This window comes from Rhodococcus sp. KB6, from assembly GCF_001445685.1.
Classification (GTDB): domain Bacteria; phylum Actinomycetota; class Actinomycetes; order Mycobacteriales; family Mycobacteriaceae; genus Rhodococcus_F; species Rhodococcus_F qingshengii.
On record NZ_LNAK01000154.1, the window covers coordinates 55,542 to 79,514 of the forward strand.

The following is a 23,973-nucleotide window of genomic DNA, read 5'->3' on the forward strand; positions in this document are numbered from 1 at the left end:
TCATGACAGTGCAAGCCGGATACCGCCGTTACCTGCCTGCGGCGTACAGCCTGGCGCTGGCACTGTTGATCCTCGGACCGCTGCTCGGCCCCGGCTACCTCCTGCTGCGCGACGCCGTCAGCACGCCGCGCTCGTACTTGACCGACTCCGCCCTCGGACTCACCGACGCCGCAGCCCGCGCCGTTCCCCAGGACGCGCTGATCGCAGCGTTGAGCACCGTGATCGACGGCGGACTGGTGGTCAAGTTCATCCTGCTCGTGGCGCTCTGGCTCGCCGGTTGGGGTGCGGCGCGCATGGTCGCCGTCCTGCTGCCGACGGCCGGTCTCGGTCCACAACTGGTCGCGTCGACGGTGATGCTCTGGAACCCCTACGTGGCCGAGCGCCTGTTACAAGGACATTGGAGCCTGCTGACCGGTTATGCCGCACTGCCGTGGATCGTGTGTGCCGGAATCGGAGTTCGCCGAGCCACGCCCGGGTCCTGGTGGGCGTTGGCCGCGTCACTGGCATACGCGGGTCTGACACCTACCGGCGCTCTGCTCGCTCTGACAGCCGCGCTGGTGGTGGTAGCCACCCCAGGAGGCCGAACCTCGGCCATGCGGCGTGTCTGCGGCGCTATCGGGCTGTTCCTCGTCGCCGCCTCGCCGTGGTTGGTCGCCACCTTCGTATCCGGAGCAGCAGGCGACGGTTCCGATCCAGCGGGAGTCGCCGCCTTTGCCGCCCGAGCAGAACCGGGACTCGCGACGCTCGGCAGCGTCGCCGGGCTCGGCGGTATCTGGAACTCGGCAGCGGTACCGTCCACGCGCACAACACTCTTCGCGTTGGTCGGAACAGTTCTTCTGCTTGTCGTGGTGTTTGCCGGTGTGCCCGCTCTGTGGCGCCGACGCCGGAATCCTGTTGTCGGTGGACTCGGACTACTGGCCCTGTTCGCGGTGCTCGCTCCGACCCTGGGCGCTACTCCGTGGGGGCTCGACGTCGGCCGATGGTCGGTCGAGGTGTTCACCGGCGCCGGTCTACTGCGTGACGCCCAGAAGTGGGTCGCGCTGGCCGTACCGTTCTACGCACTCGCTGCCGCCGCCGCGGTGATGTGGGCGGGCAATCGGTTCTCCCTTCCCCGCCCGACATTCTCGATCGCCGCCGTCGTGGTGACAATCGTGGCGCTACCGGATCTGGTGTGGGGCGTTGGCGGCGCGTTGAAGCCCGTGCACTATCCCGGGTCCTGGACCGTGGTGGCCGAGCAACTACGAGACGAAACCGGTGACGTTGCAGTGCTTCCCGCCGGGATGTTCCGCGCCTTCCCCTACAGCGGTGATGCGCCGGCACTCGATCCAGCACCACGCTTCCTACCCCTCGACGTGCTGCAGACCGGCCAACTGGTGGTTGCCGGTGGTGCTGTCGGCGGCGAGGGGACTCGGGCAACTCGGGTCGAGGACCTACTGCTGGCCGGCGGAAGTCCTACGCAGTTGGCCGATCTCGGAGTCGGATGGGTACTGATCGAGCGCGGGACACCAGGTCAACTCGGCAACTCGGCAACCACGCTCGACGGCTTGGAACAGGTCTTCGCCGACAACGATCTCGCGCTATTCCGAGTACCGGGAGACATTGCCACGCAGGAAGCCTCGACCAGTGCCCGAACTGCCGTCATCGCTGCGCATCTCGCGTGGGTCCTGATGGGTGCGATCGCGCTGATCTCAGTCGGACTGAACCAGAACCGAATTCGACTCGCGCGGCGCGGCCAGTCCTGAGACCCACCGACCGTCCTTGTGCGCGGTCAGCACCTCGAGCACTCCGGTGCCGGTCTGTTCCCAGGAGAACTCACCGGACCACACGCGAGCTTTCTCACCGAGCACCATGCGGAGTTCGTGGTCGCGGAGCAGAGTGCCGGCAGCCTGCGTCAGATCGGCGATGTCGCCCTCGCCGGCGTTCTCGCCCCCGACCAGAAGGCCCGTCACTCCGTCGACGATCGAGTCGGTCAGACCCTTCGAACTGCGGTAACCGATCGTCGGAACACCGTGCTGCGCAGCCTCGATGACCGCCAGGCCCCACCCTTCCTTCCGCGAAGGCATGAGGTGGATCCACGATTGCGCCAGCAGTTCGTGTTTGCGAGCCTCGTCGACGTGGCCGTAGAACGAGACGGCGTCACCGATCCCCAACTCGGCGGCGCGATCGCGCAGGTTCTGCTCCCACCAACCACCACCGATGACGTCGAGATGGATGTCCGGAAGCGTAGGCCGCAGGGCTGCGACCGCTTCGAGTGCGTCCTCGATCTGCTTGTGGGGCACCAGCCGTGAGAGAACCGAGATGGTGGGACGCTCGGCCCTGGTGATCGATCCACCCGCGTCGACGCCGACGGGGAGCCGATCGGCACCGTTACGCACCACGGCAATTCGTTCGCGCTCGACACCGAGGTCCACCAATTCTTCCGCTGAGGGAAGCGACACCGTCAGATACTGACTACGTCGATGGGTGCGCGGTGACAATCGCGATTCGACCCACCAGCCGATCCGGCCGACGAGCTTGCCTGCCACCGGCCACTGTTCACGATGGCAGTGATGGACCAGAAGCGTGACCGGCGCACCCGCCACGGTCTTGGAGAAGAAGGGGATGCCGTTCTGAGTGTCGATCACCGCGTCGGGGCGAATGCCCTTGAGCGATCCGAAACCCAGACGTCCGGCGGCAATGGCGGCCAGAGCGCGGGGGTACACGCTGAAACGTCCACCGGCCCGGCTGATCGTGATGCCGTCTCGAACCTCCGACGCGGGCGCCCCGGGATACGACGCCGTCCGCAGCGTCACCTTGATACCGCGCTCGGCCAACTGGGATCCGACCTGCTCGAGGTAACGCTCGCTTCCACCGCCCTGGGGATGCCCGGTATCGCGCCAGCAGAGCAACAGAACCTCGCGCACGTGCGTTACTCCCTGAGTTGGTCGGTGGCCACCCCGGTTCGGGCGATCCTGCGGGATGCCCCGCCTGACCGGCCGGTAACCCTGCCGAACACCCTAACTGTTCGAGCGTCCGTATTGCCGCGCTCCTGACGGTGTTCGTGGACCGGGTGCCCCAGTGGCTAAAGTTGCTACCCGTGACCAAGCCCGCAGTGACCCGCATTTTCGGCCGACGGGCAACCCTGAAACGCTCGTTCGGCCTGCTCAGCGACTTCCGCCACGAGCAGTCCGCGCCCGACATCTTCTACGGCGCGCTCGCGCGCGACTCCGTCGAATTGATCTCGGACCTGCACGAAGGTCACACCGGACGATCCCTCGACGGTCTCACCGTCCTCGACGTGGGCGGCGGTCCGGGCTATTTCGCGGAGGTCTTCCAGGCCGCAGGTGCCCGCTACATTCCCGTCGAACCCGATCCGTCGGAGATGCACGCAGCAGGTCTGACGGTGGGCGGCGCGGTGCGCGGATCCGGTTTGGCACTGCCGTTCCTGGACTCGTCCGTGGACATCTGCTTCTCCTCCAACGTGGCCGAACACGTCAGCGAGCCCTGGCTGATGGCCGAGGAAATGCTGCGCGTGACCAAGCCCGGCGGCTTGATGGTTCTCTCGTACACCCTGTGGTGGGGTCCGTTCGGCGGCCACGAAACCGGACCGTGGCACGCGCTGGGGGGCGAGTACGCAGCCAAGCGGTACCTACGCAAGACCGGACGCGAACCGAAGAACAGATTCGGGGTCTCGTTGTTCAAAGTCGGCGCCACGGACGGCTTACGCTGGGCCCGTGGAACCAGCCAGGGCACATTGCTCGCCGCGATCCCGCGCTACCACCCGTCGTGGGCGTGGTGGATGGTCCGAGTCCCCGGTCTGCGGGAGTTCCTGGTGAGCAACCTCGTCGTGGTTCTCGAAAAGCGATAGCGACATGCGCCTCGCAGTCGACATCGGTGGTACCAAGATGGCTGCCGGGGTCGTGTCCGAGGACGGCCGCGTTCCCGTGTTCGACAGCGTTCCGACGCCGCAGACCGACCCGTGGGGATCCTGTGCGGCGCTGCTCGAACGAGTCGCAGACGGCCGAGAGGTCGACGGTGTCGGCATCGCGTGCGCCGGGCCGGTGGACACCGTCGCCGGCGTCGTCGCTCCCATCAACATCACCGAGTGGGCACAGGGATTCGAGCTCGTAGCGGGCGTCCGCAGCGTCTTTCCCGATGCCGGAACCGCCCTCGCAATGGACGGAGCCGCAGCGGCATTGGCGGAGTTCCACCACGGCGCCGGACGCGGAACCCCGAACCTCCTGAGCCTGGTCGTCTCGACGGGAATCGGCGGAGGAATCGTTCTCGGCGGTGAGATTGCTCGGGGTCGCACGGGGAACGCCGGTCACATCGGCCACATCGTCGTTCCAGGATCTGCCGAACCGTGCAGCTGCGGGGGCGTCGGCTGCCTCGAGACGGTGGCAAGTGGACCGTCCGCGGTGCGATGGGCTCGTAGCCAGGGCTGGTCGGGGAACACCGGCCGTGAACTAGCCGAGGGTGCACGCAGCGGCGACGCGATCGCCGTGGACGCGCTTCACCGTGCAGGCACGGCGCTCGGTGGCGCCATCGCCTCGGCGGCTGCCCTCCTGGACGTGGACCTCGCGGTGATCGGCGGCGGTTTCGCCCAGTCGGGTACACCGCTGTGGGAACCGATGCTCGACGCGGCTGCCCGACATGCCCGTTTGTCGTTCGTCGCCGGGCTCCGGATCGTTCCCGCCGAGCTGGGTGGCGCCGGAACTCTGACCGGTGCGGGCTTGCTCGCGCTCACCGCCGTTATCTGACACGCGTTCTTCCCCGATAAATCCGCAGGGAGTCCCACTAAACGGGTGCCACCTGTTCCCAATTTCTGTAACGTGTTTTAGTGTTCTGACTCACACCGTTACGGGCATCGCACGTGACGCCTACGGGAAGGAGGTGACCGTGAGCCCAGACGCTTCCTCATCTGACGTTGCCTCGACTGCTTCTTCGTCAGATGAAACCGAGCATCACGCCCAGGTCGCCCGACCGAGCGATTCCCTCCGCGACACCGAAGACCTCCGTGAGCGCCTGGAACGGTGGATGGCCGGCAAGGTGCCGAGCGGATCCACTGTGACCGTCGCCGACGTCACCTTGCCCGCAGCCAACGGCATGTCCAGCGAAACCATCCTCTTCGACGCCACCTGGGACGGCGAACATCATCCCTTGGTCGCTCGGGTGGCACCGACGGAATCGACCATGCCGGTCTTTCCTGCCTACGATCTCGAATCCCAGTTCCGCACCATGGCTCAGGTGCGCGAGCACTCGGCGGTACCTGTGCCCGCGGTGTACTGGTCCGAATCCGACCCGCACGCGTTGGGTGCGCCGTTCTTCGTGATGGAACGCATCTCCGGCGACGTGCCGCCAGACGTCATGCCGTACAACTTCGGATCGTGGGTCACCGAAGCGTCCCCCGAGCAGCGAAAGACCCTCCAGCGCAGCTCGGTCGACGTCCTGGCTAAGTTGCATGCCATCGACAAACCTGGTGAGCGTTTCGACTTCCTCCGACTCCCGAATTCGGGAACGACTGCACGAGAAGCATTCACGGCGCACATCGCCGAGCAGCGCGCGTACTACGAGTGGGTGGTCTCCGACGGGATCAGATCACCGCTCATCGAACGTGCCCTCGACTGGATCGAGGAGAACAATCCCGCGGACGATTCGCCGGCGGTGCTCTGTTGGGGCGACTCGCGCATCGGTAACGTCATGTACCAGGACTTCGCGCCGGTAGCCGTACTCGACTGGGAAATGGCAACTCTCGGCCCACGAGAGATGGATCTGGGCTGGATGGCGTTCCTGCACAGGTTCTTCGAGGACATCGCCGGACTGGCGAACCTACCCGGCCTTCCCGACTTCCTGAGACTGCCGGATCTCGCGCAGACCTACGCCGAGATCACCGGCCACACCCCACACGATCTGGAGTTCTACGTTACCTATGCCGCACTGCGTCAGGCGGTGATCATGTGGCGAATCCAGGCCCGCGCCATAGCCTTCGGCCAGTCGCAGCGACCCGAAGACCCTGACGACATGATCATGCACCGCGCTTCGCTCGCCGCGATGCTCGACGGTACCTACTGGGAGAGGTTGGCCTGACATGCTGTCACCGATGGACGACTACCCCGTTCACCAGATCGCCGAACCGATCCGTCACGTAGCCACCTCGGATCGAAACTTCTACGACCGCTACTACTTCAACTGCTACCCCACCGAATCCCCCGACGTGTTCCTCATCGTCGGACTCGGCCAGTACCCCAACCTCGGCGTCATGGACGCCTTCGCGGTACTGCGCCGCGGTGACGACCACATCGTTGCCCGTATGTCGAAGGCACTGGGCGCCGACCGTACCGACACCACCGTCGGACCTTTGCGCATCGAAGTGCTGGAAGGACTGCAGAAGCTCCGCGTCGTCCTCGAACCGGGCAGCGAATACGATCTCTCCTTCGACATCACCTTCGACGCCACCATCCCGGCGGCGCTCGAGCCCAAGCACTTTCGTCGCCAACTCGAACGGGTCACGTTCGACACCTCGCGCTTCCTGCAGACCGGAACCTGGACCGGATCGCTCACCGTCGACGGGGAGGAGTTCGCGATCGACCCGAAGACGTGGCGGGGAAACCGCGACCGCTCGTGGGGTGTGCGTCCGGTCGGTGAAGCCGAACCGCAAGGCAGACGCGCCGTCGACGGAATCCAGAACTTCTTCTGGATCTACGCGGTCATGCAGTTCGACGAGTTCACGATCTCGGTGATCATGCAGGAAGACGAGCAGGGCAGGCGCATAGTCGAAGAGGCCATGCGAGTGTGGCCGGACGAAATCAGGGACAACGAATGGCTCGGCCGGCCCGAACACGAACTGACGTTCTGCCCCGACACCCGCGACGTCACCGGAGCAACCATCACCTTCCACCGGCCAGGCGGTGAAGTCCTGACCGTCACCTGCGAACTGTTGCTGGCCAACTACATCGGAATCGGCACCGGCTACGGACTCGAACAGGACTGGCGTCACGGAATGTGGCAGGGCGAACTCGTCGTACAAGGGCTCCGCCACAAGGTCCACGAGATCGAACCGTTCCAACGCATGTTCTCCCCCGTCGACAATCTCGCGTCCTTCACTCTCACCGAAGGCACGAACACCAACACCGGCACCGGCCTTTTCGAGGTAGCCGCCATCGGACCGCACGAGAAATACGGATTCACCAGTTTCACCGACACCGCACAGGCAGACGACGCGTATGCCCTCGCGGCGACCGACAACACCGAGGAATGAATTGATGACTGACTACGACAAGCTCTACATCGGTGGAGCATGGGTGGCCCCGGCCACCGACCAGGTACTCGAAGTGTTCTCTCCCGCAACGGAGGAGCGCGTCGGCAGCTGTCCCATCGCAGCACCGGCAGACATCGACGCGGCCGTGTCCGCAGCCCGCGCGGCGTTCGAGGGACCGTGGTCACGCACCACCCCCGCCGAGCGCGGCGCGATCCTCGCCAAGGCCGCCAAGCTGATCGAAGAGCGCAGCGCGGAAATCAACCAGCTCATCTCCAACGAGATGGGCCAGCCGCCCGCCATGGTCGGCATGATGCAGCAGACCCCGTCGATGGCGACGCTGGGCTACTACGCCGAGCTGGCCGACAAGTTCGCGTGGGAAGAGAAGCGCACCGGCGCATTCGGGCAGACCAAGGTGACCCGTGAGCCCGTCGGCGTCGTCGCCGCCGTGCTGGCCTGGAACGTCCCGCTGTTCCTGGCGATCAACAAGCTGGCCCCCGCGCTGCTCGCCGGCTGCACCGTACTGCTCAAGCCCGCACCCGAATCCCCTCTCTCTGTCCACGTGATCGCCGAGATCTTCACCGAGGCAGGCGTTCCCGAAGGCGTCATCTCCGTGCTCCCCGGCGGAGCCGAGACCGGCGAATACCTGGTCTCTCACGCGGGCATCGACAAGATCACGTTCACCGGATCCAGTGCCGTCGGCCGCAAGATCGGTGCCATCGCCGCACAGAACCTCAAGCGCTGCTCCCTCGAACTGGGTGGCAAGTCCGCCGCGATCATCCTCGAGGACGCCGACATCGCCGCCGGAATGCCGATGCTCGTCATGTCCGGCCTGATGAACACCGGTCAGGCCTGTGTCGCTCAGACCCGAATCCTCGCTCCCCGTTCGCGTTACGACGAGGTCATCGAGGGAATGAAGACCGCCGCAGGCTTCATGACCGTCGGCGATCCGTCCGATCCCGCAGCACAACTCGGCCCGCTGATCTCCGAGAAGCAGCGCGAGCGCGTCGAGGGTTACATCGCCAAGGGTAAGGAAGAAGGCGCGCGCGTCGTACTCGGTGGTGGACGCCCCGCCGGCCTGGACAAGGGCTGGTATGTCGAGCCGACGATCTTCGCCGACGTGGACAACTCGATGACCATCGCACGCGAGGAGATCTTCGGACCCGTTCTCTCGGTGATCCCGTACGACTCCGAGGACGAGGCCATCAAGATCGCCAACGATTCGGATTACGGCCTCGCCGGATCGGTGTGGACCACCGACATCGATCACGGACTCGAAGTTGCCGCGCAGATCCGCACGGGTACCTACGCGATCAACTGGTACGCCTTCGATCCCGGATCACCGTTCGGTGGTTACAAGAACTCCGGTATCGGTCGCGAGAACGGACCTGAGGGTCTCGAAGCCTTCTGCGAGACCAAGTCCGTACTCATGCCGCCCGGCTACGTGGGCTGACCCACCCGGGAGTTGGCACCCTTTGCTGACAGTTGGCACCCGTTCCGACCTGCCGGAACGGGTGCCAGCCCCATGAAATGGGTGCCAACTCCCAGCGAATCCACAGATCCACCCGGTACCGTCGAAAACGAATCAGTCATCTCACAAAGGACATTCATATGCTCACCAACGCCATCAACGCTTTCCTCGCACTCTGGGGCAGCGCCTCCGTCGGCAGCAGTGGATACCAGATCCCGCCGGGAACCCTTCCCTTCGGTTCCTGAGACAGGACAACAGAACCCGCTGAGCGCACTTCGCGCTCAGCGGGTTCTCTGTTTCGCCGACCTATATCTACCGGTCCAGAACGTGATCCTCCAATTGATTCTCCTGACCTGCGACCAATGCTTCAGCGTCACCGGCGTCCACGTGCCCGAACCAGGTGCCGCCGGGGTTCGCGATCACCAACGGCCCCAGGTTGCACGGGCTCAGACAACCGGTTCCGGTCACCTTTGCCGAAGTGCCTTTGGCCGCCGCACTCATGGCCCGGTGAAGCGGTCCTGCTCCGTACGCCATACAGCGGGGGCCCTTGCACACCAACAGATGCCTATCGTGCTGCTCGATCACGGACCACGCCGGACTGCGATACGACGCCGGACTGGCAGTGATCGGCTTTCCGGCCGCGCCGAGTTCATCGATCACCTGCGCGGCCACCGCACCTTCGAGCGTTTCCGATTCGTGGAGCGTCACTTCCAGTTCGGCGTCGATTCGGGTTTCGCGCCAGTTCGCAACCGCCTTGCTTGTCCACGTGAGCAGGTACCGATCCCTCGGCACCGCAACTGGAATCAACACGACCTTGTCGACGTCATCGACATGGGCTCGATCGAGTTCCTCGTGAAGGCTCGGCGAGGAGACATCGAGGTACGCAATACGAACGTCGGCGTCGGTGCCGGCCCGAACAGCGTCGAACATCCGTCGCGCGGCCGACTCGTCCAGGCCGCTGACAGTCGGCCGTAAGACGACAATCACCCGACGCGAGCATTGGTTGTTGCTCATGCCGACGGCGCGGTTGTCCAGTCGATGCTGCTCGACGGAGCCAGCCCGAACTCTTCGATCTTCGCGCGCAACTGTTCCGCGCCGTAGATATTGGGGAACCCACTGGTGAACATGGCGAGCGGGAGTACGACGAAACGGTTCTGCTTGACTGCGTCGAGGTCACGCAGGCCTTCTCGGCTCTTGATCGCGTCGATCTTGCCCTGTACTTCGTCGGCACTCTTCTTGTAGTCCATGATCACGATGATGTCGGGTTCTGACTTCGCGACGGTCTCCCAGCTCGCTTTGAACCAGGTGTTGTCGACGTCGGCGAACACATTGGTTCCCCCGGCGACGTCGATGATTCCGTTGGGGGCTCCGTTGCCTCCGCTGGTGTACAGATCTTCTTCACCGCTGTCGTAGATCAGCACCTTCGGCTTGTCGGCGGCATCTGGCGCGGACTCCAGACGTGCCAAACGTGAATCCAATTCGGTCAATGCCTCGGCGGCGGTGTCCTCGGTTCCGAACAGCTTTCCGTAATTGGTCACGTCCGCACGAAGGGCATCCCACGGACCCATCGTGCCGAGCGCGGAATCCGCTGCGGCACTCTGCCGACAACTATCGGAGATCACATATGCATCGATGTTGTTGCTCTGCAGCGATTCCGGCGTCACACCGGAGGCTCCCTTGAACAAGCCACTGTAGGAGCCGACCACCAGGTCCGCCTGCTTACCCAGAATCGTCTCCATCGTGATCGTTCCGTCCAGGTGTGGGACATCCGCAATTCCAGGGCCGAACATCGACTCCATGACCGCGTCGTTGTTCGTGTTCAACACGACTGCCGCGAGACGATCCAAACCGCCGACTCGGAGAATGGTGCCGATATTGGCCGCATTGCTTGTCGCAACGACGTTCTCGATCGGAAGCTGGAAAGTGCTTTCGGTCCCGCAGTTCTCCAATGTCACCGAAGTCTTGTCTGCAGCTTCGTCCACCGGTGCAGTTGCCGAGCAGCCGGCAACTGTCAACAACGCTGTCGCGGCTACAACCGCACCGAACGACGCGCGGGTCTTGACATGTATCAAAGTGCACTCTCCGAAAATGATTGTTGTAGTTGAGAATTTCGTGATTCGAATACGAGGTGTGAACGGCCTGTCGCGGGGTTCACGAGCTCGAAAGTCTCGACGCCGAAGACAGTTGCCACCACCGAGGTGGTGAGTACGTCGGATGGATGTCCGAACGCCCTGGCCACTCCATCCGCGAGCACGAGCACCCGATCGCACACTGCCGCAGCCAAATCGAGGTCGTGCAGTGCCATGATCACCGTCCGGTCCAACGACCGGACCAGATCGAGCAGTTCGAGTTGATGCCGGATGTCGAGATGATTGGTCGGCTCGTCGAGGATGAGCACACCGGCATCCTGCGCGAGACCTCGGGCGAGAAACACCCGCCGACGCTCACCGCCGGAAAGCGTGTCCATCGAAGAGAACCGGTGCTCGATCATTCCGACCTCGCCCAGAGCACGATCGACGACGGCATTCTCGTGCTTTCCACCGACGCTCCAGGGCTTTGCATGTGGCGTGCGGCCCAGACTCACGTACTCGTGAACCAACAAATCGGCGGGGCTCTGCTCTTCCTGCGCCACAAAGGAAATGGCTTTGGCCCTCGACCGCGCGGACATCGCGTGCACGGACTCGCCGCCGACACGAATGTCACCGCCGGCGATCGGCCCGAGACCGGCGAGAGCACGCAAGAACGTCGACTTGCCCGAGCCGTTCGGACCAACCACGCCGACCACTGCGCCGGCGTCGGCCGCGATGTCGACGCCTTTGACGATGGTTCGACGGTCGATGCGGACAACGACTCCGGACGCGGTCAGCGCCAGGGCTCGGGCGCTCACGAACTGCCACCGAATCGGTAGCGCCGACGGCCGAGAAGCAGGAGAAACAGTGGGGCCCCGATCACCCCGGTCACCACGCTCAGCGGGATCTCGGTCGGCCGCAACGAGGTCCGCGCCACGACGTCGACCCATACCAGGAAGGACGCGCCGATCAGTGCTGCCGCCGGTAACACCACTCGATGTCTGGCTCCGACGAGCATGCGTGTGACGTGCGGTATGACCAAGCCTACGAAGGCAATCGCGCCGGACACTGCAACCATCGTGCCGACCAACGCTGCCAGCACGCCGAACAGCACGTTTCGCAGGGTTCGGACGGGAATACCGAGCGAAGCCGCGACGTCCGGTCCGGCCGCCAGCGCATCCAGCCAACCGTGCAGGGCGAACACCGCTGCCGTCAGCAGGAACACAACGATGACCGGCGCCCACAACTTGTCCCAGGATGCCCCGGCCAAACTTCCCAGGAGCCAGAACAATACGGACTGCGCGGCCTGGGAATCATTGGTACGCAGCACCAGAAAACTCGCGATCGCCGACAGGGCGGATGCGGTAACGGTGCCGGTCAGAACCAATCGCAGTGGAGTGATACCGCCTTGCAGCGTCGCGATGGTGAAGACGAGAATCGCAGCTCCCAACGCCCCGATCATCGCGCCGAAACTGAGCGCCCACACTCCCGCGCCGGCGAACAGTCCGGTGGTGATGACGGCGGTGGCACCGACACTCGCGCCGGACGACACTCCCAGCAGGTGGGGATCGGCAAGAGCGTTACGGACGAGGGTTTGCACCACCGCGCCGGCGACGGCAAGACCAGCGCCGACGGCCAGACCGAGCAGTACCCGAGGTGCTCTGATCCCCCACACGATCGCAAGTTCGGAACGCGTGACGGGTGGGCCTCCGAAGCGCGAGTGCACCACGTCCACCACAGTGGACACGGGGAGCATCTCGGATCCGAATGCCAACGCGCACACAGCAGAGAGCACGGTGACGACCAGCAGAGCGGGCAGCACGATACCCGGACTGAGCCGTCCTCGCGGCGCACCCGCCTTCGGCGGAGGCAGGTGGGTAGGTGGAGACAGAGCTCCGCCAACAGCATTCATGGTGTGACCGATCCATCCTCGTGGCATGACACAACGTCAACGAGGGTGGTATCTGGCTACGGTCGACGCAGGGACGACCTCACAGTGGCGGGACCGCGCCGGAATTGCACCGACTTCCCATTACCTCGATGATGACGTCAGAACCATAACGGACTGTGGTCACCATTCCGCACACCGGATCAGGATTCCGACGCGATCATCGATCTCGTCTGCCGCACGACGGCTTCCGTTCGCACTCGAAGTTCTTCGGGTGAATCCGATTCCAGCACAACCCGATGCACCTGACTGTCCACGGCAGTCACGGTCAGCCGCGATGTCAGCAACGCATCCTCCGCACTGAAACCGTGGCTCTGGAGGCACTCCGAAAAGCCTAGTACCAGTTGACGATTCATTTCTTCGACCTGCTCGATGAGCTCACGCGTACGCGGAACCTGATCGTAGAGCAGGTGAAAGAACTCTCGCGGCTTACTGTTCACTTCGACCGCGCACTCCACCAACATCCGGACGGCCTCGTCCGGGGAGAGCTCACGCTCGACGATGTCGGCAAGGCAGAGCGCAAAACTCTCCCGCGCAGCACTCACGTGACGGTTCGCCAACTCCGAGAGATCTCGTACTTGTCGCCGAAATACTGGTAGAGCGAGCCCACCGACACCCCTGCTTCGTCAGCGATCCGGTTGGTGGTCGCTGCGATGGCTTCCGAAGCGAAAACGCGAGTAGCTGCCTCCAGGATCGCGTCGTAGGTAGCCCTCGAGCGCTGCTGGGAGGGCCTTTTCCGCCGAGTCGACACGGTCCTCCGATGCGAGTTGTCAGCCGCGACGCCGATACCGAGAATTGTGTAGGTGACCAGCGCCGATTACTCGAAGTTTATGCCCGACCGGTACACCGACCACATGCCGGCGCCGACCCCGACGTGGTGGGAGTGGAACGGCAACACCGTCCACGTCGCACGGGCCGTGGTTCCAGACGCGCCGGTTCGTGTTCTCGGCATCCACGGCGCCGGCGGCTACTCGGGCGCGTTGTGGCCGTTCGCCGGGATCGGCGTGAAACTCGGAGCCGAAGTCCTCTTCCCTGACCTTCCGCTGTACGGCGACACCGTCGTAGCCGATCCCGCCGGCGTCCGGTACGAGCAGTGGGTCGATCTCCTCTGCGATCTCGTCCGGGCCGAGAAGGCAGCCGACGATCGGCCGCTGGTGTTGTTGGGAGCCAGCATCGGCGGTCTGCTGGCCTACGAGGTAGCCGCGCGGACCGGTCTGGCCGACGCCGTCGTCGCTACCTGCCTGCTCGATCCCTCGGATCCATCGGCCAGAGCTGCCGCGGCGCGGTTCGGCCCGATGGGTGTCTACGGCGCTCCCCTGATGCGGCGCACCGAACGACTGGTGGGCCGTATCCGCGTGCCCATCCGTTGGGTCGCCGACGTGGCGAACATGAGCAGCAATCGGGAGCTCGCAACGCTGTGCGCAACCGATCCGCGCGGTGGCGGTGTTCGGGTGCCACTCGGATTCCTCAGCAGCTACTTCTCGTTCGAGCACACCGCACCCGAAGCATTTCGGACGACGCCCGTTCTGCTCACCCACCCGGCCGACGACCGATGGACGCCACCCGAACTGAGCCTGCAGTTCCTCCGCCGCATCAACGCACCCACCGAATTCGTGATGCTGGACGGGTGCGGGCACTTTCCCGTCGAAGAGCCGGGCCTGACGCAGTTCCACGACGCCGTCGCCACACTGCTGCACTCCGTCGCCGAGCGTCACCGCACGAAACCGTCGTCACCCGCCTAGCCTGAGAATCGTGAGCACCGAAACGGAAGCATCGGCCGACGAGAGCACCACGACGGTCGTACTGGCGTTTGCGGCGAACGCGCTGATCGCCGGTGCCAAGACGGCGGCCGCCATCGTCACCGGATCTGCATCGATGGTCGCAGAGGCCACCCACTCCTGGGCCGATACCGGCAACGAAGTGCTGCTGCTGATCGCGAACCGCCGCTCGAAACGGGTTCCCGACCGAGACCAGCCACTCGGGTACGGCCGGGAGGCATACATCTGGTCAATGTTCGCCGCCCTCGGACTGTTTGCACTCGGCGCAGGTGTCTCGATCACTCATGGCATCCAGGAACTGTTCCATTCCGAACCGGCGTCCGACTTCGCTGTCGCCTACGCCGTCCTCGGCGTCTCGTTCATCCTCGAAGGCATCTCGTTCCGGCAGGCGTACAAACAACTCCGAAACGAAGCGTCCGCCGTGAACCGCGACGTCATGACCCAGGCACTCAACACATCCGACCCGACGACTCGGGCCGTGTTCGCCGAAGATGCTGCGGCACTTATCGGTTTGGTCATCGCGTTCGTCGGTGTTCTGTTGCACCAGGTCACCGGTTCGCCGATCCCCGACGCCCTCGGCTCCATCTTCGTCGGCATTCTCCTCGGGGTCATCGCAATCATTCTGATAGATCGGAACCGCCGCTTCCTGGTCGGCGAAGAGGCCTCACCGACGCTGCGGGCAGCAGCCGTCGAAGCTCTCACTCAACTACCCGAAATCAACCGAATCACGTTCCTACGCATGGAATACCTCGGGCCGCGGCAGGTCTACCTGGTGGCCAGCGTCGATCTGGTCGGTAACTACGCGGAATCCCGAGTGGCCCACACGTTGCGCGAACTCGAACGCTCACTCGAGCAGAGCCCACGCGTCGTGCGGGCGATCCTGACCCTCTCGACGCCCGAAGAACCGTCGATCGCAGTCTGAACTTTCGGCTGGGCGATAGGCTCTTTCGATGCGCGCACTGATCGTGATTCTGATGGTTCTGGGATTTGCAGTCGGGGGAATTCCCCTGGTGGGCAGTCTGATCGACGTGATGACCAGTCCTGACGACACCATTGTCTATCAGGGTGCGTACGAACCGATCCGGGGTGTGCAGATGAGTCGCGACTACGAGTCGAGCCTGGACATCTCCTACATGGCGCTCCCAGACAAATCGCCCCAGTGGTTGATTCTCGCCTGCTACCCCCTGATCGGAGCAGCACTGGGCGCTCTGACGGCGGCCGTACTGGGACGTCTCGGGTGGCGCCTGACACGCGCCTGAGCAGACGCCGATGGCCACCCGTCGTCTACACGAGGGGTGGCCATCCGAGGAATACGTTCAGATGTACATCGCAGGGTCGATGTAACTGTTCGGGTCCACCAGTTTTTCCTTGGTGGTCCGTGGCCGCGCCACCGCCGGGATACCCGTCGCGATGGATTCGGCCGGAACATCTCTGGTGACAACGGCATTGGCGCCGATAGCGCTACCTTCACCGATGACGACAGGTCCGAGGATCTTGGCACCAGCGCCGACGGTGACCCGGTCTCCCAGCGTCGGGTGACGCTTGACCTGTTCGAGCGAGCGACCACCGAGAGTGACGCCGTGATAGAGCATCACGTCGTTACCGACCTCGGCCGTCTCCCCGATCACGACGCCCATGCCGTGATCGATGAAAAACCGCCGACCGATGGTGGCACCGGGATGAATCTCGATGCCGGTGACGAAGCGTGTCAGCTGCGAGAGCACTCGCGCCGGGCCGCGTAGCGCAGGGACGGCCCACATGCGATGTGCAACCCGATGCGCCCAAATAGCATGCAGCCCTGAATAAACGAGCGCGTTCTCCACATTGCTGCGCGCGGCAGGATCCTGACCGCGCGCAGCCTGCAGGTCCTCGCGAATTGTCCCGAGGATACTCACAAGTCTCAGTCCCGGATGTGTTCGAACAGCGGGGTGGAGATGTAACGCTCGCCGAAGTCGCACACGACAGCCACGATCAGCTTGCCGGCGTTTTCCGGACGCTTCGCCAACTCGAGTGCTGCCCAGACGATGGCGCCGGACGAGATGCCGCCCAGGATGCCTTCCTTGGTGCCGAGTGCGCGAGCGACCTCGATGGAATCGGGGAACGAGACGTCGATGATCTCGTCGTAGATCTCGCGATCGAGGACGTCGGGCACGAAGTTCGCGCCGATTCCCTGGATCTTGTGGGGGCCGGGCTGGCCACCGTTGAGGATCGGCGAGTCGATGGGCTCGACGCCCACGATCTTGACCTCGGGCTTGTACTTGCGAAGGGTGCGTCCGACGCCGGTGATGGTGCCGCCGGTGCCGATGCCGGACACGAAGATGTCGACGGCGCCGTCGGTGTCGGCCCAGACCTCTTCGCCCGTCGTTGCCTCGTGGATGGCCGGGTTGGCCGGGTTCGCGAACTGGCTGGCCGAGACAGCGTTCTCGGTCTGCTCGACGATTTCCTTGGCCTTGGCGACCGCACCGGCCATGCCCTCGGATCCCGGGGTCAGCACGATCTCGGCGCCGTAAGCACGCAGCATCACGCGACGCTCGGTGGACATGGTCTCGGGCATGGTCAGGATGACCTTGTAGCCACGAGCAGCACCGACCATGGCGAGTGCGATACCCGTGTTACCGCTGGTTCCCTCGACGATCGTGCCACCGGGCTTGAGTGCTCCGGACTTCTCGGCGGCGTCGATGATCGCCACGCCGATCCGGTCCTTGACGCTGTTGGCCGGGTTGTAGAACTCGAGCTTGACGGCGACCTGTGCGCCCAGGCCCTCGGTCAGACGGTTGAGCCGCACGATCGGGGTGCGCCCGACCAATTCGGTCACGTTGTTGTAGATCCCGCTCATATCTGGTCCTCCTGAGGATCGAGTGTGTCGACCCGCTCGCTGATCACTGCTTTACGGCTGAACTGCTTAACGGCTACAGGCAAGGGCATACAGACGACCGATGCCGCATCGGTTCATCAAATTGAACCAATGCGGCATCAGGCCACTACATACGGGGGCGGTTTATCAGGCCAACCGCTGCTTCAGAGCTTCGAACTCGTCGCGAATGCCGGTCGGCAGCTTCTCGCCGACGAAGTCGAACCACTCTTCGATGAGCGGGATCTCGGCCTTCCACTCGTCGATGTTGACCGCGAGGGCCTCGGTGATGTCGGCGTCCGACACGTCCAGGCCTTCGATGTCGAGTGCCGATCCGGTGGGAACGACGCCGATCGGGGTGTCGATACCGGCAGCCTTGTGCTCGATACGCTCGACGATCCACTTCAGGACGCGAGAGTTCTCGCCGAAGCCTGGCCACAGGAAGCGTCCGTCGTCGCCGCGGCGGAACCAGTTGACGTAGAAGACCTTGGGGAGCTTGGACGCGTCCGCGGACTTGCCGAGGTCGATCCAGTGCTGGAAGTAGTCACCGACGTTGTAGCCGAGGAACGGCAGCATTGCCATCGGATCGCGGCGAACCGTACCGACCTGGCCTTCGGCTGCTGCGGTCTGCTCGGAGCCGACCGTTGCACCCATGAAGACGCCGTGCTGCCAGTCGCGAGCCTCGGTGACCAGCGGAACCGTCGTCTTGCGGCGTCCGCCGAACAGGATTGCCGAGATCGGCACGCCCTTCGGGTCGTCCCACTCGGGAGCCATGATCGGGCACTGCGACATCGGGGTGCAGTAACGCGAGTTGGGATGAGCCGCATGGGTGCCCGACTCGGGCGTCCACTCATTGCCCTTCCAGTCGATCAGGTGCTGCGGGTCGCCTTCGAGGCCTTCCCACCAGACGTCACCGTCGTCAGTCAGAGCGACGTTGGTGAAGACCGTGTTGCCCTGGTCGATGGTGCGCATGGCGTTGGGGTTCGAGGACCAGTTGGTGCCGGGAGCCACGCCGAAGAAACCGAATTCCGGGTTGACGGCGTACAGCTGTCCGTCCTCACCGAAACGCATCCAGGCGATGTCGTCACCGAGGGTCTCGGCGCGCCACCCGGGGATGGTCGGCTGGATCATCGCGAGGTTGGTCTTGCCACAAGCGGAGGGGAATGCCGCCGCGATGTAGTAGGCCTTGTCCTCGGGCGAGATGAGCTTGAGGATGAGCATGTGCTCGGCCAGCCAGCCCTCGTCGTGCGCCATTGCCGAGGCGATACGCAGCGAGTAGCACTTCTTGCCCAGGAGAGCGTTTCCGCCGTAGCCGGAACCGAAGCTCCAGATCTCACGATCCTCGGGGAAGTGGGTGATGTACTTGGTGTCGTTGCACGGCCACGCGACGTCTTCCTGGCCTTCGGCCAGCGGAGCGCCCAGCGAGTGCAGCGCCTTGACGAAGAATCCGTCGGTGCCGAGCTTGTCGAGAACCTTGCTGCCCATGCGGGTCATGACGCGCATGGATACGACGACGTACTCGGAATCGGTGAGCTCGACGCCCAGCTTCGGGTCCTCGGCGTCGAGGGGGCCCATGCAGAACGGCACGACGTACATGGTGCGTCCACGCATGCAACCGCGGTACAGGTCACCCATGAGGGTGCGCATCTCCGCCGGGTCCATCCAGTTGTTGGTGGGACCTGCGTCGATTTCTTCCTTCGAGCAGATGTACGTACGCGATTCGACTCGCGCGACATCGGACGGATCGGAGTTGCCGAGGAAAGAGTTCGGCTTCTTCTCGTCGTTGAGGCGGGTGAAGGTTCCTGCCTCGACCAACTTCGTTGTCAGTCGGTCCCATTCTTCGTCCGAGCCGTCTGCGAAGACGACGCGATCAGGCTGGGTGAGTTCGGCAACCTCTTGCACCCATGCAAGCAGTTCCTTGTGCTGCGTGGGGGGCGTGCCGTCAGTTCCATTGAGACCGGGAATGGTCGCTGAGGTCATCAAACTCTCCTGGGGTGAGCCGGAACCGGGTTCTCGTGACACCGGATGCGAACTGCAGCGCCCCGATACCAGTCGATCCCGGTGTCCCCCTCTCGACGGGGTCCAGCCGCGTCATCCACTCACGTGGATTTCACGGACGCCGGGTGTCCTATGTATTGAGGTTAACGCTGGCTGTTCACCTGCAGGTAATCGGGTGCGGTCAGAAATGTCACAGAAACGATTCAGTTGGTGTGTTCAGGTGCCTACCCGGCGCTCAGAGCACATAAACGGAAGCTTTTCAGAGCGCTCCGGCATCGATTTTCTGCCACACGAGGGCGCCTTCGTCGTCTCGACTGCATTCCCAGGCCGAGTAGTCGCCGTCCGAGTCGATCATCGTGAGGCGATCGGCGCTACCGTCGCGATCGAAATCGGACACGATCACGACGGCGTCGTCGGAGTGGACGACACGGCTGTCGACCGTTCCGTCACCGTCCAAGTCGAAGGCGTCGAAGTTCAGGTCGCCGGCATCGACCGGTCCCGACGCGGGCCCGAAGGTCTCGGGCTCGATACGCCCAGGATCGAGCGCTTCGGCTTCGTGCCCGTCGATGTGTCCGGCCGTGATCAGAAATGCTTCCATTACTCCCCCTACTGGATGGTGACCTACTGCTTCGGCAACCCCTACCGAAACCGTCCGCTCAGTATTACCAGACCCCGACGATCAGTCGTGGCCGAAATTGCCGCACTGTGGAGAACTCTGCACTCGCGAAATGATCAGTAGGCGGTGTTCAAAACGGCGAGGTCGCGCTCGCACGACGCGAGCTGACCCGATCTGGCCGCGGCGAGCTCACGAAGTTCACCGTCGATCTCCACGATTCGAGCCTGCGCCGACGCCAACTGCTCGCGACTCTCCGCCATGATCGCCGCTCCCAGATCCGCCTCGGCCTCGAGCAGCACGCTCTGCACTCGCTGCTCCCACTGAGCGCGAACCGCCGACATCGATTCGACGATCCACGACCTGGAGTGGGCACGATCGGCCGTCAGCCCGCGAGTTCGCGCCAACCACCACGCCGCGGCGCCACCCAGAATCAACGTCACGGGGATACTTGCGAACTCCAAGGCCGGAATCATTTCCAGCGGAGTCACTGCGATACGGCCGAGGCCGAGACCCGCGGACGCGCCGACAAGAATTGTCACCCGGTCCTCGTTTCCGCGCTGACGGCCCGGCAGGCCCTCCGGAATCTGCGGGGAAGGCATGTATCCGTTCGTCCCCGCAGATTCCACCGCTGCCGCCATCGCGGCGTCGAACACCCGGGTGTGGTGGTCGACCTCGTGCTGCAGTCGCGTCGGCACGCTGCCCAATTCGGCTCGCGAGGCCGTGTCGACCCAGGCACGTGCCCCGGCGACCGTCGCCCGGGTTGCCTCGGCGATTTGTTGTGACAGATCCCCGCGCGCTCGTTGCAGTCGGCTTCGCACCTGCACCAGGCGTTCGCCTCGCCGGCCGTCACGGTCTGCGAGCAGCTGCGATCGCTCTGCCCGCAGTTCGGCACCAGGAACACCGTCACGTAGATTCCGGATCTCCATCTCGATCATCCGGCGCGTCTGTGCGATGACTCCGGAATCCGAACCACCTGCTTCCCTCTCCCGTGCCGCCCGGCTCACGACCGCAACGAGTGACTGCTCCTGACCAGGCGCAATCGGGACCACGGGAGCCTGCGCAAAAGCGGTGCAGTGCGAAGCGAGAATCTCGGCATCACGCCGGCGCACCGCCTGCCAGTCTCGATAGACGTCGACGCGGGTCAGCGCCACCACCACCGGGGTTCCGCTCGCCGCAGCGTCGCCGAGGAGAAGGAGATCCTCGCGTCCGATCACACTGGCGGCGTCGACGACCAGAAGTACGACGTCGGCGTCCACCTCGCGTGTCACTGACGAACAATCATCCGAAGCATCGAACATCTGCGCGACGTCTTCCCGTCCACACCTTGGTGGACCGACAACGTAAATGCGAGTGCCACTGGATGTTTCGGCGGCGACCCGACGACCCGGATCGGATGCCGGATTCCATCGCTGCACCACGCGCAGCACCGAATCCGGAAGTACCGAAACGCTATTCATCGGTCACCGCCGGGGCAGAGCGATCGCCTCCGAGCTGCGCCCACCGACGCACATACCCGCGTCGAATCAGTGAGACCCGTTGTTGCGGACACTGTTCCGACTCGTTCATGAGCTCGCTCCACCACCGGCTGCACGTGCCCGCGTCGTCAGCAGTCCGAGGATCGGGAGGTTCGCCTTGACGCAGGGCTCGAATTTCGGGGCTCATCATCGCCGCCGCGGCGCCGAACAACACCGCGGAGTCCGAACTCAGATACAACTCGATCTCGTCCCTGCCCGCAGCGCTGCGCGAGGCAGATCGCCTCAGCGCCGGGCCGATCTGCTCGACCCGGCCCCACCACTGCGCCTCCAGAACAGGTCCGAGAGCCGCGAACAACTCTTCGACGCCGCGCCCGGTCAGTGTCTCCACCGGAACCGTGGGCACGCCGACGTTCTCCGAGATTTCCGCCGCCCGTCCCAGCGCCTCGTCCCAGCGCGGACCGAACAAGTCAGCCTTGTTCGCAGCGACGACCACACGATCGGAAACTCGAGCAATGGCTCGGCCGTCGACGTCGCGGACCGCGTCGACCACCACGTAGACAACGCAACGACGACCCAGATCGGGGTTCGACGTTCCAGGGACATCGAATGCCCTCGACTCGGTCACCACAACCGGTGCGCCGACAACTCTGCGCGAGAACCGGTCGTCGCGCCTCAGGATTCGCGCCAACGACGACCGCCCCACCCCGGCCCGTCCGGCGACCACCAGCTCGAGCGGCGCAGTCAGCGATCCGAGCACCGAGTGGACCGCCTCTGCGGCTCCCGAATCGATCGACGTCAGCCGATATGCCAGAGCGCGCAGCTGATCGATCGGCTCCGAGCAGGCGTCGTCGATCGATTCTGCGGGCAACATTCGTGACCACTCACGGCATGCAAATCCTGTGTTCATCCCCACCCCACGTCCCCATCGTGTCGGTGAGATTCTGTCAGGTTCTCGGCAAGGACGGCAGGTGACACCGCCCTTTCGCCGACAGTCCGAAGTCGACGGTTTCAGGACTTTCCGTGGAAAGTCTCAACTCAAACTTCAGACCCGTCTGCGCTAAACGGGGGTCATGCGTGACAATGGGTTCGTGAACGAAGCCGATCAGCATGCACCGCAGACCCCTGACACGGGGCAGACGGACCACACCAAGGGGTCCCGTCTCCATCCGAGAGTGACCAGCTTTCGCTCTCGCCGGGGTGCGCTGACCGACGCACAGCAGCAGGCTTGGGACCGTCAGTGGCCGCTCATCGGCGCCGACGTCTCGGACACACCGCTCGATGCGAACGCCTGGTTCGGACGTGAAGCACCCCTGATCATCGAGATCGGTTCGGGTACCGGCACCGCGACGGCCGCAATGGCCAAGGCGGAACCGCACGTGAACCTGATCGCGATCGAGGTGTACCGCCCAGGGCTCGCGCAGCTTCTCCAGCAGGTCGAACGCGAAGAAATTCCCAACGTCCGCGTACTGCGCGGTGACGCGATGGACGTACTCGAGAACATGGTCGCCCCCGAATCGCTGACGGGCGTCCGGGTGTTCTTCCCGGATCCGTGGCCCAAAGCCCGACATCACAAGCGTCGCCTCCTGCAGGGGCCGACGTTCGCGCTGATCGCCAACCGTCTCAAGCCTGGCGGAGTGCTGCACGTGGCAACCGATCACGCCGAGTACGCCGAATGGATCGAAGAAGCCGGCAATGCCGAGCCGCTGCTGACCGCACTCGACTGGGAGTCTCCGATGACCCACGAGCGTCCGGTCACCAAGTTCGAGGACAAAGCCCATAAGGTCGGAAGTGCAATCACCGAGCTTATATGGGGGAAGATCAGAGCATGAGCGTCAGCGAACAGCTATCCGACGACGTGACGTCGTCGGAATCTCCTCTCGACTTCGGTCGTGACTCCCGCCACCCCAAGCGGGTGCTTCTGGTCTGGGACGCCCCTAACCTCGACATGGGCCTCGGCGCTATCCTCGGTGGCCGGCCTACCGCCGCCTACCGGCCACGATTCGACGCTTTGGGTCGTTGGCTGCTCTCTCGCACCGCCGAACTGTCCGCACAGAACAGCGGCACGCTCGAGCCTGAAGCGACCGTCTTCACCAACATCGCGTCCGGCAGCGCCGACGTCGTTCGTCCTTGGGTCGAAGCCTTGCGTAACGTGGGTTTCGCGGTGTTCGCCAAGCCGAAGGTCGATGAAGACAGCGATGTCGATTCGGACATGCTCGAGCACATCGCGCTCCGGTACGGCGAGGGCCTCGCCGGAATCATGGTCGCCTCCGCCGACGGCCAAGCGTTCCGCGAACCTCTCGAGGACATCGCAGCAACCGGTATCCCGGTCCAGGTTCTCGGGTTCCGTGAACACGCCAGCTGGGCTGTGTCGTCCGATATCTTGGACTTCGTCGATCTCGAGGACATCCCAGGTGTCTTCCGTGAGCCTCTGCCACGGGTAAGCCTGGACACCCTGCCCGACGAGGGCGCCTGGTTGCAGCCGTTCCGACCGCTTTCTGCCCTGCTCATCGGGCGAAAAAGTGTTGCCGAGTAG

Annotated in this window: 24 protein-coding genes and 1 riboswitch; of the genes, 11 read left to right on the forward strand and 13 right to left on the reverse strand. The window is 64.2% G+C overall.

What is annotated here, in order from left to right:
• Positions 1 to 2 precede the first annotated feature (2 nt).
• Positions 3 to 1,742, forward strand: coding sequence for a hypothetical protein (locus tag ASU23_RS27725; RefSeq protein ID WP_058039146.1), 1,740 nt, complete (start codon positions 3 to 5; stop codon positions 1,740 to 1,742).
• On the opposite strand, the gene ASU23_RS27730 is transcribed toward ASU23_RS27725, so the two are convergent.
• The gene (locus tag ASU23_RS27730; RefSeq protein WP_058039147.1) at positions 1,689 to 2,903 is read right to left on the reverse strand and encodes a glycosyltransferase family 4 protein; all 1,215 of its coding nucleotides are present in this window, start codon (positions 2,901 to 2,903) and stop codon (positions 1,689 to 1,691) included. The genes ASU23_RS27725 and ASU23_RS27730 overlap by 54 nt on opposite strands.
• A gap of 173 nt (positions 2,904 to 3,076) precedes the next feature.
• Here ASU23_RS27730 and ASU23_RS27735 point away from each other — a divergent pair, with 173 nt between their 5' ends.
• From ASU23_RS27735 to ASU23_RS27755, 5 genes are all read left to right on the forward strand, one after another.
• Positions 3,077 to 3,847 (forward strand): bifunctional 2-polyprenyl-6-hydroxyphenol methylase/3-demethylubiquinol 3-O-methyltransferase UbiG, encoded by a 771-nt coding sequence (locus ASU23_RS27735; protein WP_003945692.1) that lies wholly within the window; start codon positions 3,077 to 3,079, stop codon positions 3,845 to 3,847.
• 4 nt (positions 3,848 to 3,851) lie between these two features.
• Positions 3,852 to 4,739 carry an ROK family protein gene (locus ASU23_RS27740; RefSeq protein ID WP_007734524.1) on the forward strand — a complete coding sequence of 296 codons (888 nt, stop codon included), beginning with the start codon at positions 3,852 to 3,854 and terminating at the stop codon, positions 4,737 to 4,739.
• A 139-nt stretch (positions 4,740 to 4,878) separates the two neighbouring features.
• The gene (locus ASU23_RS27745) at positions 4,879 to 6,066 is read left to right on the forward strand and encodes a phosphotransferase family protein (protein ID WP_058039297.1); all 1,188 of its coding nucleotides are present in this window, start codon (positions 4,879 to 4,881) and stop codon (positions 6,064 to 6,066) included.
• A gap of 1 nt (position 6,067) precedes the next feature.
• Entirely contained in the window at positions 6,068 to 7,237 is a 1,170-nt protein-coding gene (locus tag ASU23_RS27750; protein ID WP_058039148.1) for a hypothetical protein, read from the forward strand.
• A 4-nt stretch (positions 7,238 to 7,241) separates the two neighbouring features.
• On the forward strand, positions 7,242 to 8,687 hold the full coding sequence (locus ASU23_RS27755; protein WP_003945530.1) for an aldehyde dehydrogenase: 1,446 nt from the start codon (positions 7,242 to 7,244) through the stop codon (positions 8,685 to 8,687).
• 330 nt (positions 8,688 to 9,017) lie between these two features.
• Here the strand turns inward: ASU23_RS27755 and ASU23_RS27760 are convergent, their stop codons facing one another.
• From ASU23_RS27760 to ASU23_RS35000, 6 genes are all read right to left on the reverse strand, one after another.
• A complete protein-coding gene (locus ASU23_RS27760; protein ID WP_058039149.1) occupies positions 9,018 to 9,719 on the reverse strand; it encodes a (2Fe-2S) ferredoxin domain-containing protein in 702 nt (233 codons plus the stop codon).
• Positions 9,716 to 10,777, reverse strand: coding sequence for an ABC transporter substrate-binding protein (locus ASU23_RS27765; RefSeq protein ID WP_058039150.1), 1,062 nt, complete (start codon positions 10,775 to 10,777; stop codon positions 9,716 to 9,718). Before ASU23_RS27765 ends, ASU23_RS27760 begins: the two co-directional genes overlap by 4 nt.
• Positions 10,774 to 11,592: an ABC transporter ATP-binding protein gene (locus tag ASU23_RS27770; RefSeq protein ID WP_058039151.1), complete on the reverse strand. Its 819-nt coding sequence runs from the start codon at positions 11,590 to 11,592 to the stop codon at positions 10,774 to 10,776. The genes ASU23_RS27765 and ASU23_RS27770 overlap by 4 nt, the downstream gene beginning before the upstream one ends.
• A complete protein-coding gene (locus ASU23_RS27775) occupies positions 11,589 to 12,596 on the reverse strand; it encodes an iron ABC transporter permease (protein WP_047269567.1) in 1,008 nt (335 codons plus the stop codon). Before ASU23_RS27775 ends, ASU23_RS27770 begins: the two co-directional genes overlap by 4 nt.
• A gap of 115 nt (positions 12,597 to 12,711) precedes the next feature.
• A riboswitch (cobalamin riboswitch) is annotated at positions 12,712 to 12,849 on the reverse strand.
• 16 nt (positions 12,850 to 12,865) lie between these two features.
• Complete coding sequence (locus tag ASU23_RS27780; RefSeq protein WP_172827106.1) at positions 12,866 to 13,267, reverse strand: TetR/AcrR family transcriptional regulator; 402 nt, start codon at positions 13,265 to 13,267, stop codon at positions 12,866 to 12,868.
• Positions 13,264 to 13,473, reverse strand: a complete 210-nt coding sequence (locus ASU23_RS35000; RefSeq protein ID WP_172827107.1) for a TetR/AcrR family transcriptional regulator — start codon at positions 13,471 to 13,473, stop codon at positions 13,264 to 13,266. Before ASU23_RS35000 ends, ASU23_RS27780 begins: the two co-directional genes overlap by 4 nt.
• 52 nt (positions 13,474 to 13,525) lie before the next feature.
• Here ASU23_RS35000 and ASU23_RS27785 point away from each other — a divergent pair, with 52 nt between their 5' ends.
• Genes ASU23_RS27785 through ASU23_RS27795 form a run of 3 tightly spaced genes read left to right on the forward strand, consistent with a single transcriptional unit; the run spans position 13,526 to position 15,759 of the window.
• Positions 13,526 to 14,464, forward strand: coding sequence for an alpha/beta hydrolase (locus ASU23_RS27785; protein WP_007734503.1), 939 nt, complete (start codon positions 13,526 to 13,528; stop codon positions 14,462 to 14,464).
• A gap of 10 nt (positions 14,465 to 14,474) precedes the next feature.
• Entirely contained in the window at positions 14,475 to 15,422 is a 948-nt protein-coding gene (locus tag ASU23_RS27790; RefSeq protein WP_058039152.1) for a cation diffusion facilitator family transporter, read from the forward strand.
• A 28-nt stretch (positions 15,423 to 15,450) separates the two neighbouring features.
• Positions 15,451 to 15,759 (forward strand): hypothetical protein, encoded by a 309-nt coding sequence (locus ASU23_RS27795; protein WP_058039153.1) that lies wholly within the window; start codon positions 15,451 to 15,453, stop codon positions 15,757 to 15,759.
• 57 nt (positions 15,760 to 15,816) lie between these two features.
• Here ASU23_RS27795 and epsC read toward each other — a convergent pair whose 3' ends face one another.
• The 6 genes from epsC to ASU23_RS27825 form a co-directional block, all read right to left on the reverse strand.
• On the reverse strand, positions 15,817 to 16,395 hold the full coding sequence (gene epsC / locus ASU23_RS27800; protein ID WP_003945907.1) for a serine O-acetyltransferase EpsC: 579 nt from the start codon (positions 16,393 to 16,395) through the stop codon (positions 15,817 to 15,819).
• A 5-nt stretch (positions 16,396 to 16,400) separates the two neighbouring features.
• A complete protein-coding gene (gene cysK / locus ASU23_RS27805; RefSeq protein WP_058039154.1) occupies positions 16,401 to 17,336 on the reverse strand; it encodes a cysteine synthase A in 936 nt (311 codons plus the stop codon).
• A gap of 165 nt (positions 17,337 to 17,501) precedes the next feature.
• Positions 17,502 to 19,331 carry a phosphoenolpyruvate carboxykinase (GTP) gene (locus ASU23_RS27810; protein ID WP_003945806.1) on the reverse strand — a complete coding sequence of 610 codons (1,830 nt, stop codon included), beginning with the start codon at positions 19,329 to 19,331 and terminating at the stop codon, positions 17,502 to 17,504.
• Between the two features lie 277 nt (positions 19,332 to 19,608).
• Positions 19,609 to 19,947, reverse strand: a complete 339-nt coding sequence (locus ASU23_RS27815) for a DUF6802 family protein (RefSeq protein ID WP_058039155.1) — start codon at positions 19,945 to 19,947, stop codon at positions 19,609 to 19,611.
• Between the two features lie 134 nt (positions 19,948 to 20,081).
• A complete protein-coding gene (locus ASU23_RS27820) occupies positions 20,082 to 21,233 on the reverse strand; it encodes a hypothetical protein (RefSeq protein WP_231915004.1) in 1,152 nt (383 codons plus the stop codon).
• Positions 21,234 to 21,414: 181 nt separating this feature from the next.
• On the reverse strand, positions 21,415 to 22,347 hold the full coding sequence (locus tag ASU23_RS27825; RefSeq protein ID WP_228401924.1) for a GTPase domain-containing protein: 933 nt from the start codon (positions 22,345 to 22,347) through the stop codon (positions 21,415 to 21,417).
• 163 nt (positions 22,348 to 22,510) lie between these two features.
• Here ASU23_RS27825 and trmB point away from each other — a divergent pair, with 163 nt between their 5' ends.
• Positions 22,511 to 23,269, forward strand: a complete 759-nt coding sequence (trmB, locus tag ASU23_RS27830) for a tRNA (guanosine(46)-N7)-methyltransferase TrmB (protein WP_037132323.1) — start codon at positions 22,511 to 22,513, stop codon at positions 23,267 to 23,269.
• A complete protein-coding gene (locus ASU23_RS27835; RefSeq protein ID WP_003945733.1) occupies positions 23,266 to 23,973 on the forward strand; it encodes an NYN domain-containing protein in 708 nt (235 codons plus the stop codon). Before trmB ends, ASU23_RS27835 begins: the two co-directional genes overlap by 4 nt.

Excerpts from the sequence above, each read along its gene's own strand:
- ASU23_RS27725 (WP_058039146.1), top strand. The coding sequence starts at position 3 with ATGACAGTGCAAGCCGGATACCGCCGTTACCTGCCTGCGGCGTACAGC.
- ASU23_RS27740 (WP_007734524.1), top strand. The coding sequence starts at position 3,852 with ATGCGCCTCGCAGTCGACATCGGTGGTACCAAGATGGCTGCCGGGGTC.
- ASU23_RS27750 (WP_058039148.1), top strand. The coding sequence starts at position 6,068 with ATGCTGTCACCGATGGACGACTACCCCGTTCACCAGATCGCCGAACCG.
- ASU23_RS27755 (WP_003945530.1), top strand. The coding sequence starts at position 7,242 with ATGACTGACTACGACAAGCTCTACATCGGTGGAGCATGGGTGGCCCCG.
- ASU23_RS27760 (WP_058039149.1), bottom strand. The coding sequence starts at position 9,719 with ATGAGCAACAACCAATGCTCGCGTCGGGTGATTGTCGTCTTACGGCCG.
- ASU23_RS27795 (WP_058039153.1), top strand. The coding sequence starts at position 15,451 with ATGCGCGCACTGATCGTGATTCTGATGGTTCTGGGATTTGCAGTCGGG.
- cysK (WP_058039154.1), bottom strand. The coding sequence starts at position 17,336 with ATGAGCGGGATCTACAACAACGTGACCGAATTGGTCGGGCGCACCCCG.
- ASU23_RS27810 (WP_003945806.1), bottom strand. The coding sequence starts at position 19,331 with ATGACCTCAGCGACCATTCCCGGTCTCAATGGAACTGACGGCACGCCC.
- ASU23_RS27815 (WP_058039155.1), bottom strand. The coding sequence starts at position 19,947 with ATGGAAGCATTTCTGATCACGGCCGGACACATCGACGGGCACGAAGCC.
- ASU23_RS27825 (WP_228401924.1), bottom strand. The coding sequence starts at position 22,347 with ATGAACACAGGATTTGCATGCCGTGAGTGGTCACGAATGTTGCCCGCA.
- trmB (WP_037132323.1), top strand. The coding sequence starts at position 22,511 with ATGCGTGACAATGGGTTCGTGAACGAAGCCGATCAGCATGCACCGCAG.
- ASU23_RS27835 (WP_003945733.1), top strand. The coding sequence starts at position 23,266 with ATGAGCGTCAGCGAACAGCTATCCGACGACGTGACGTCGTCGGAATCT.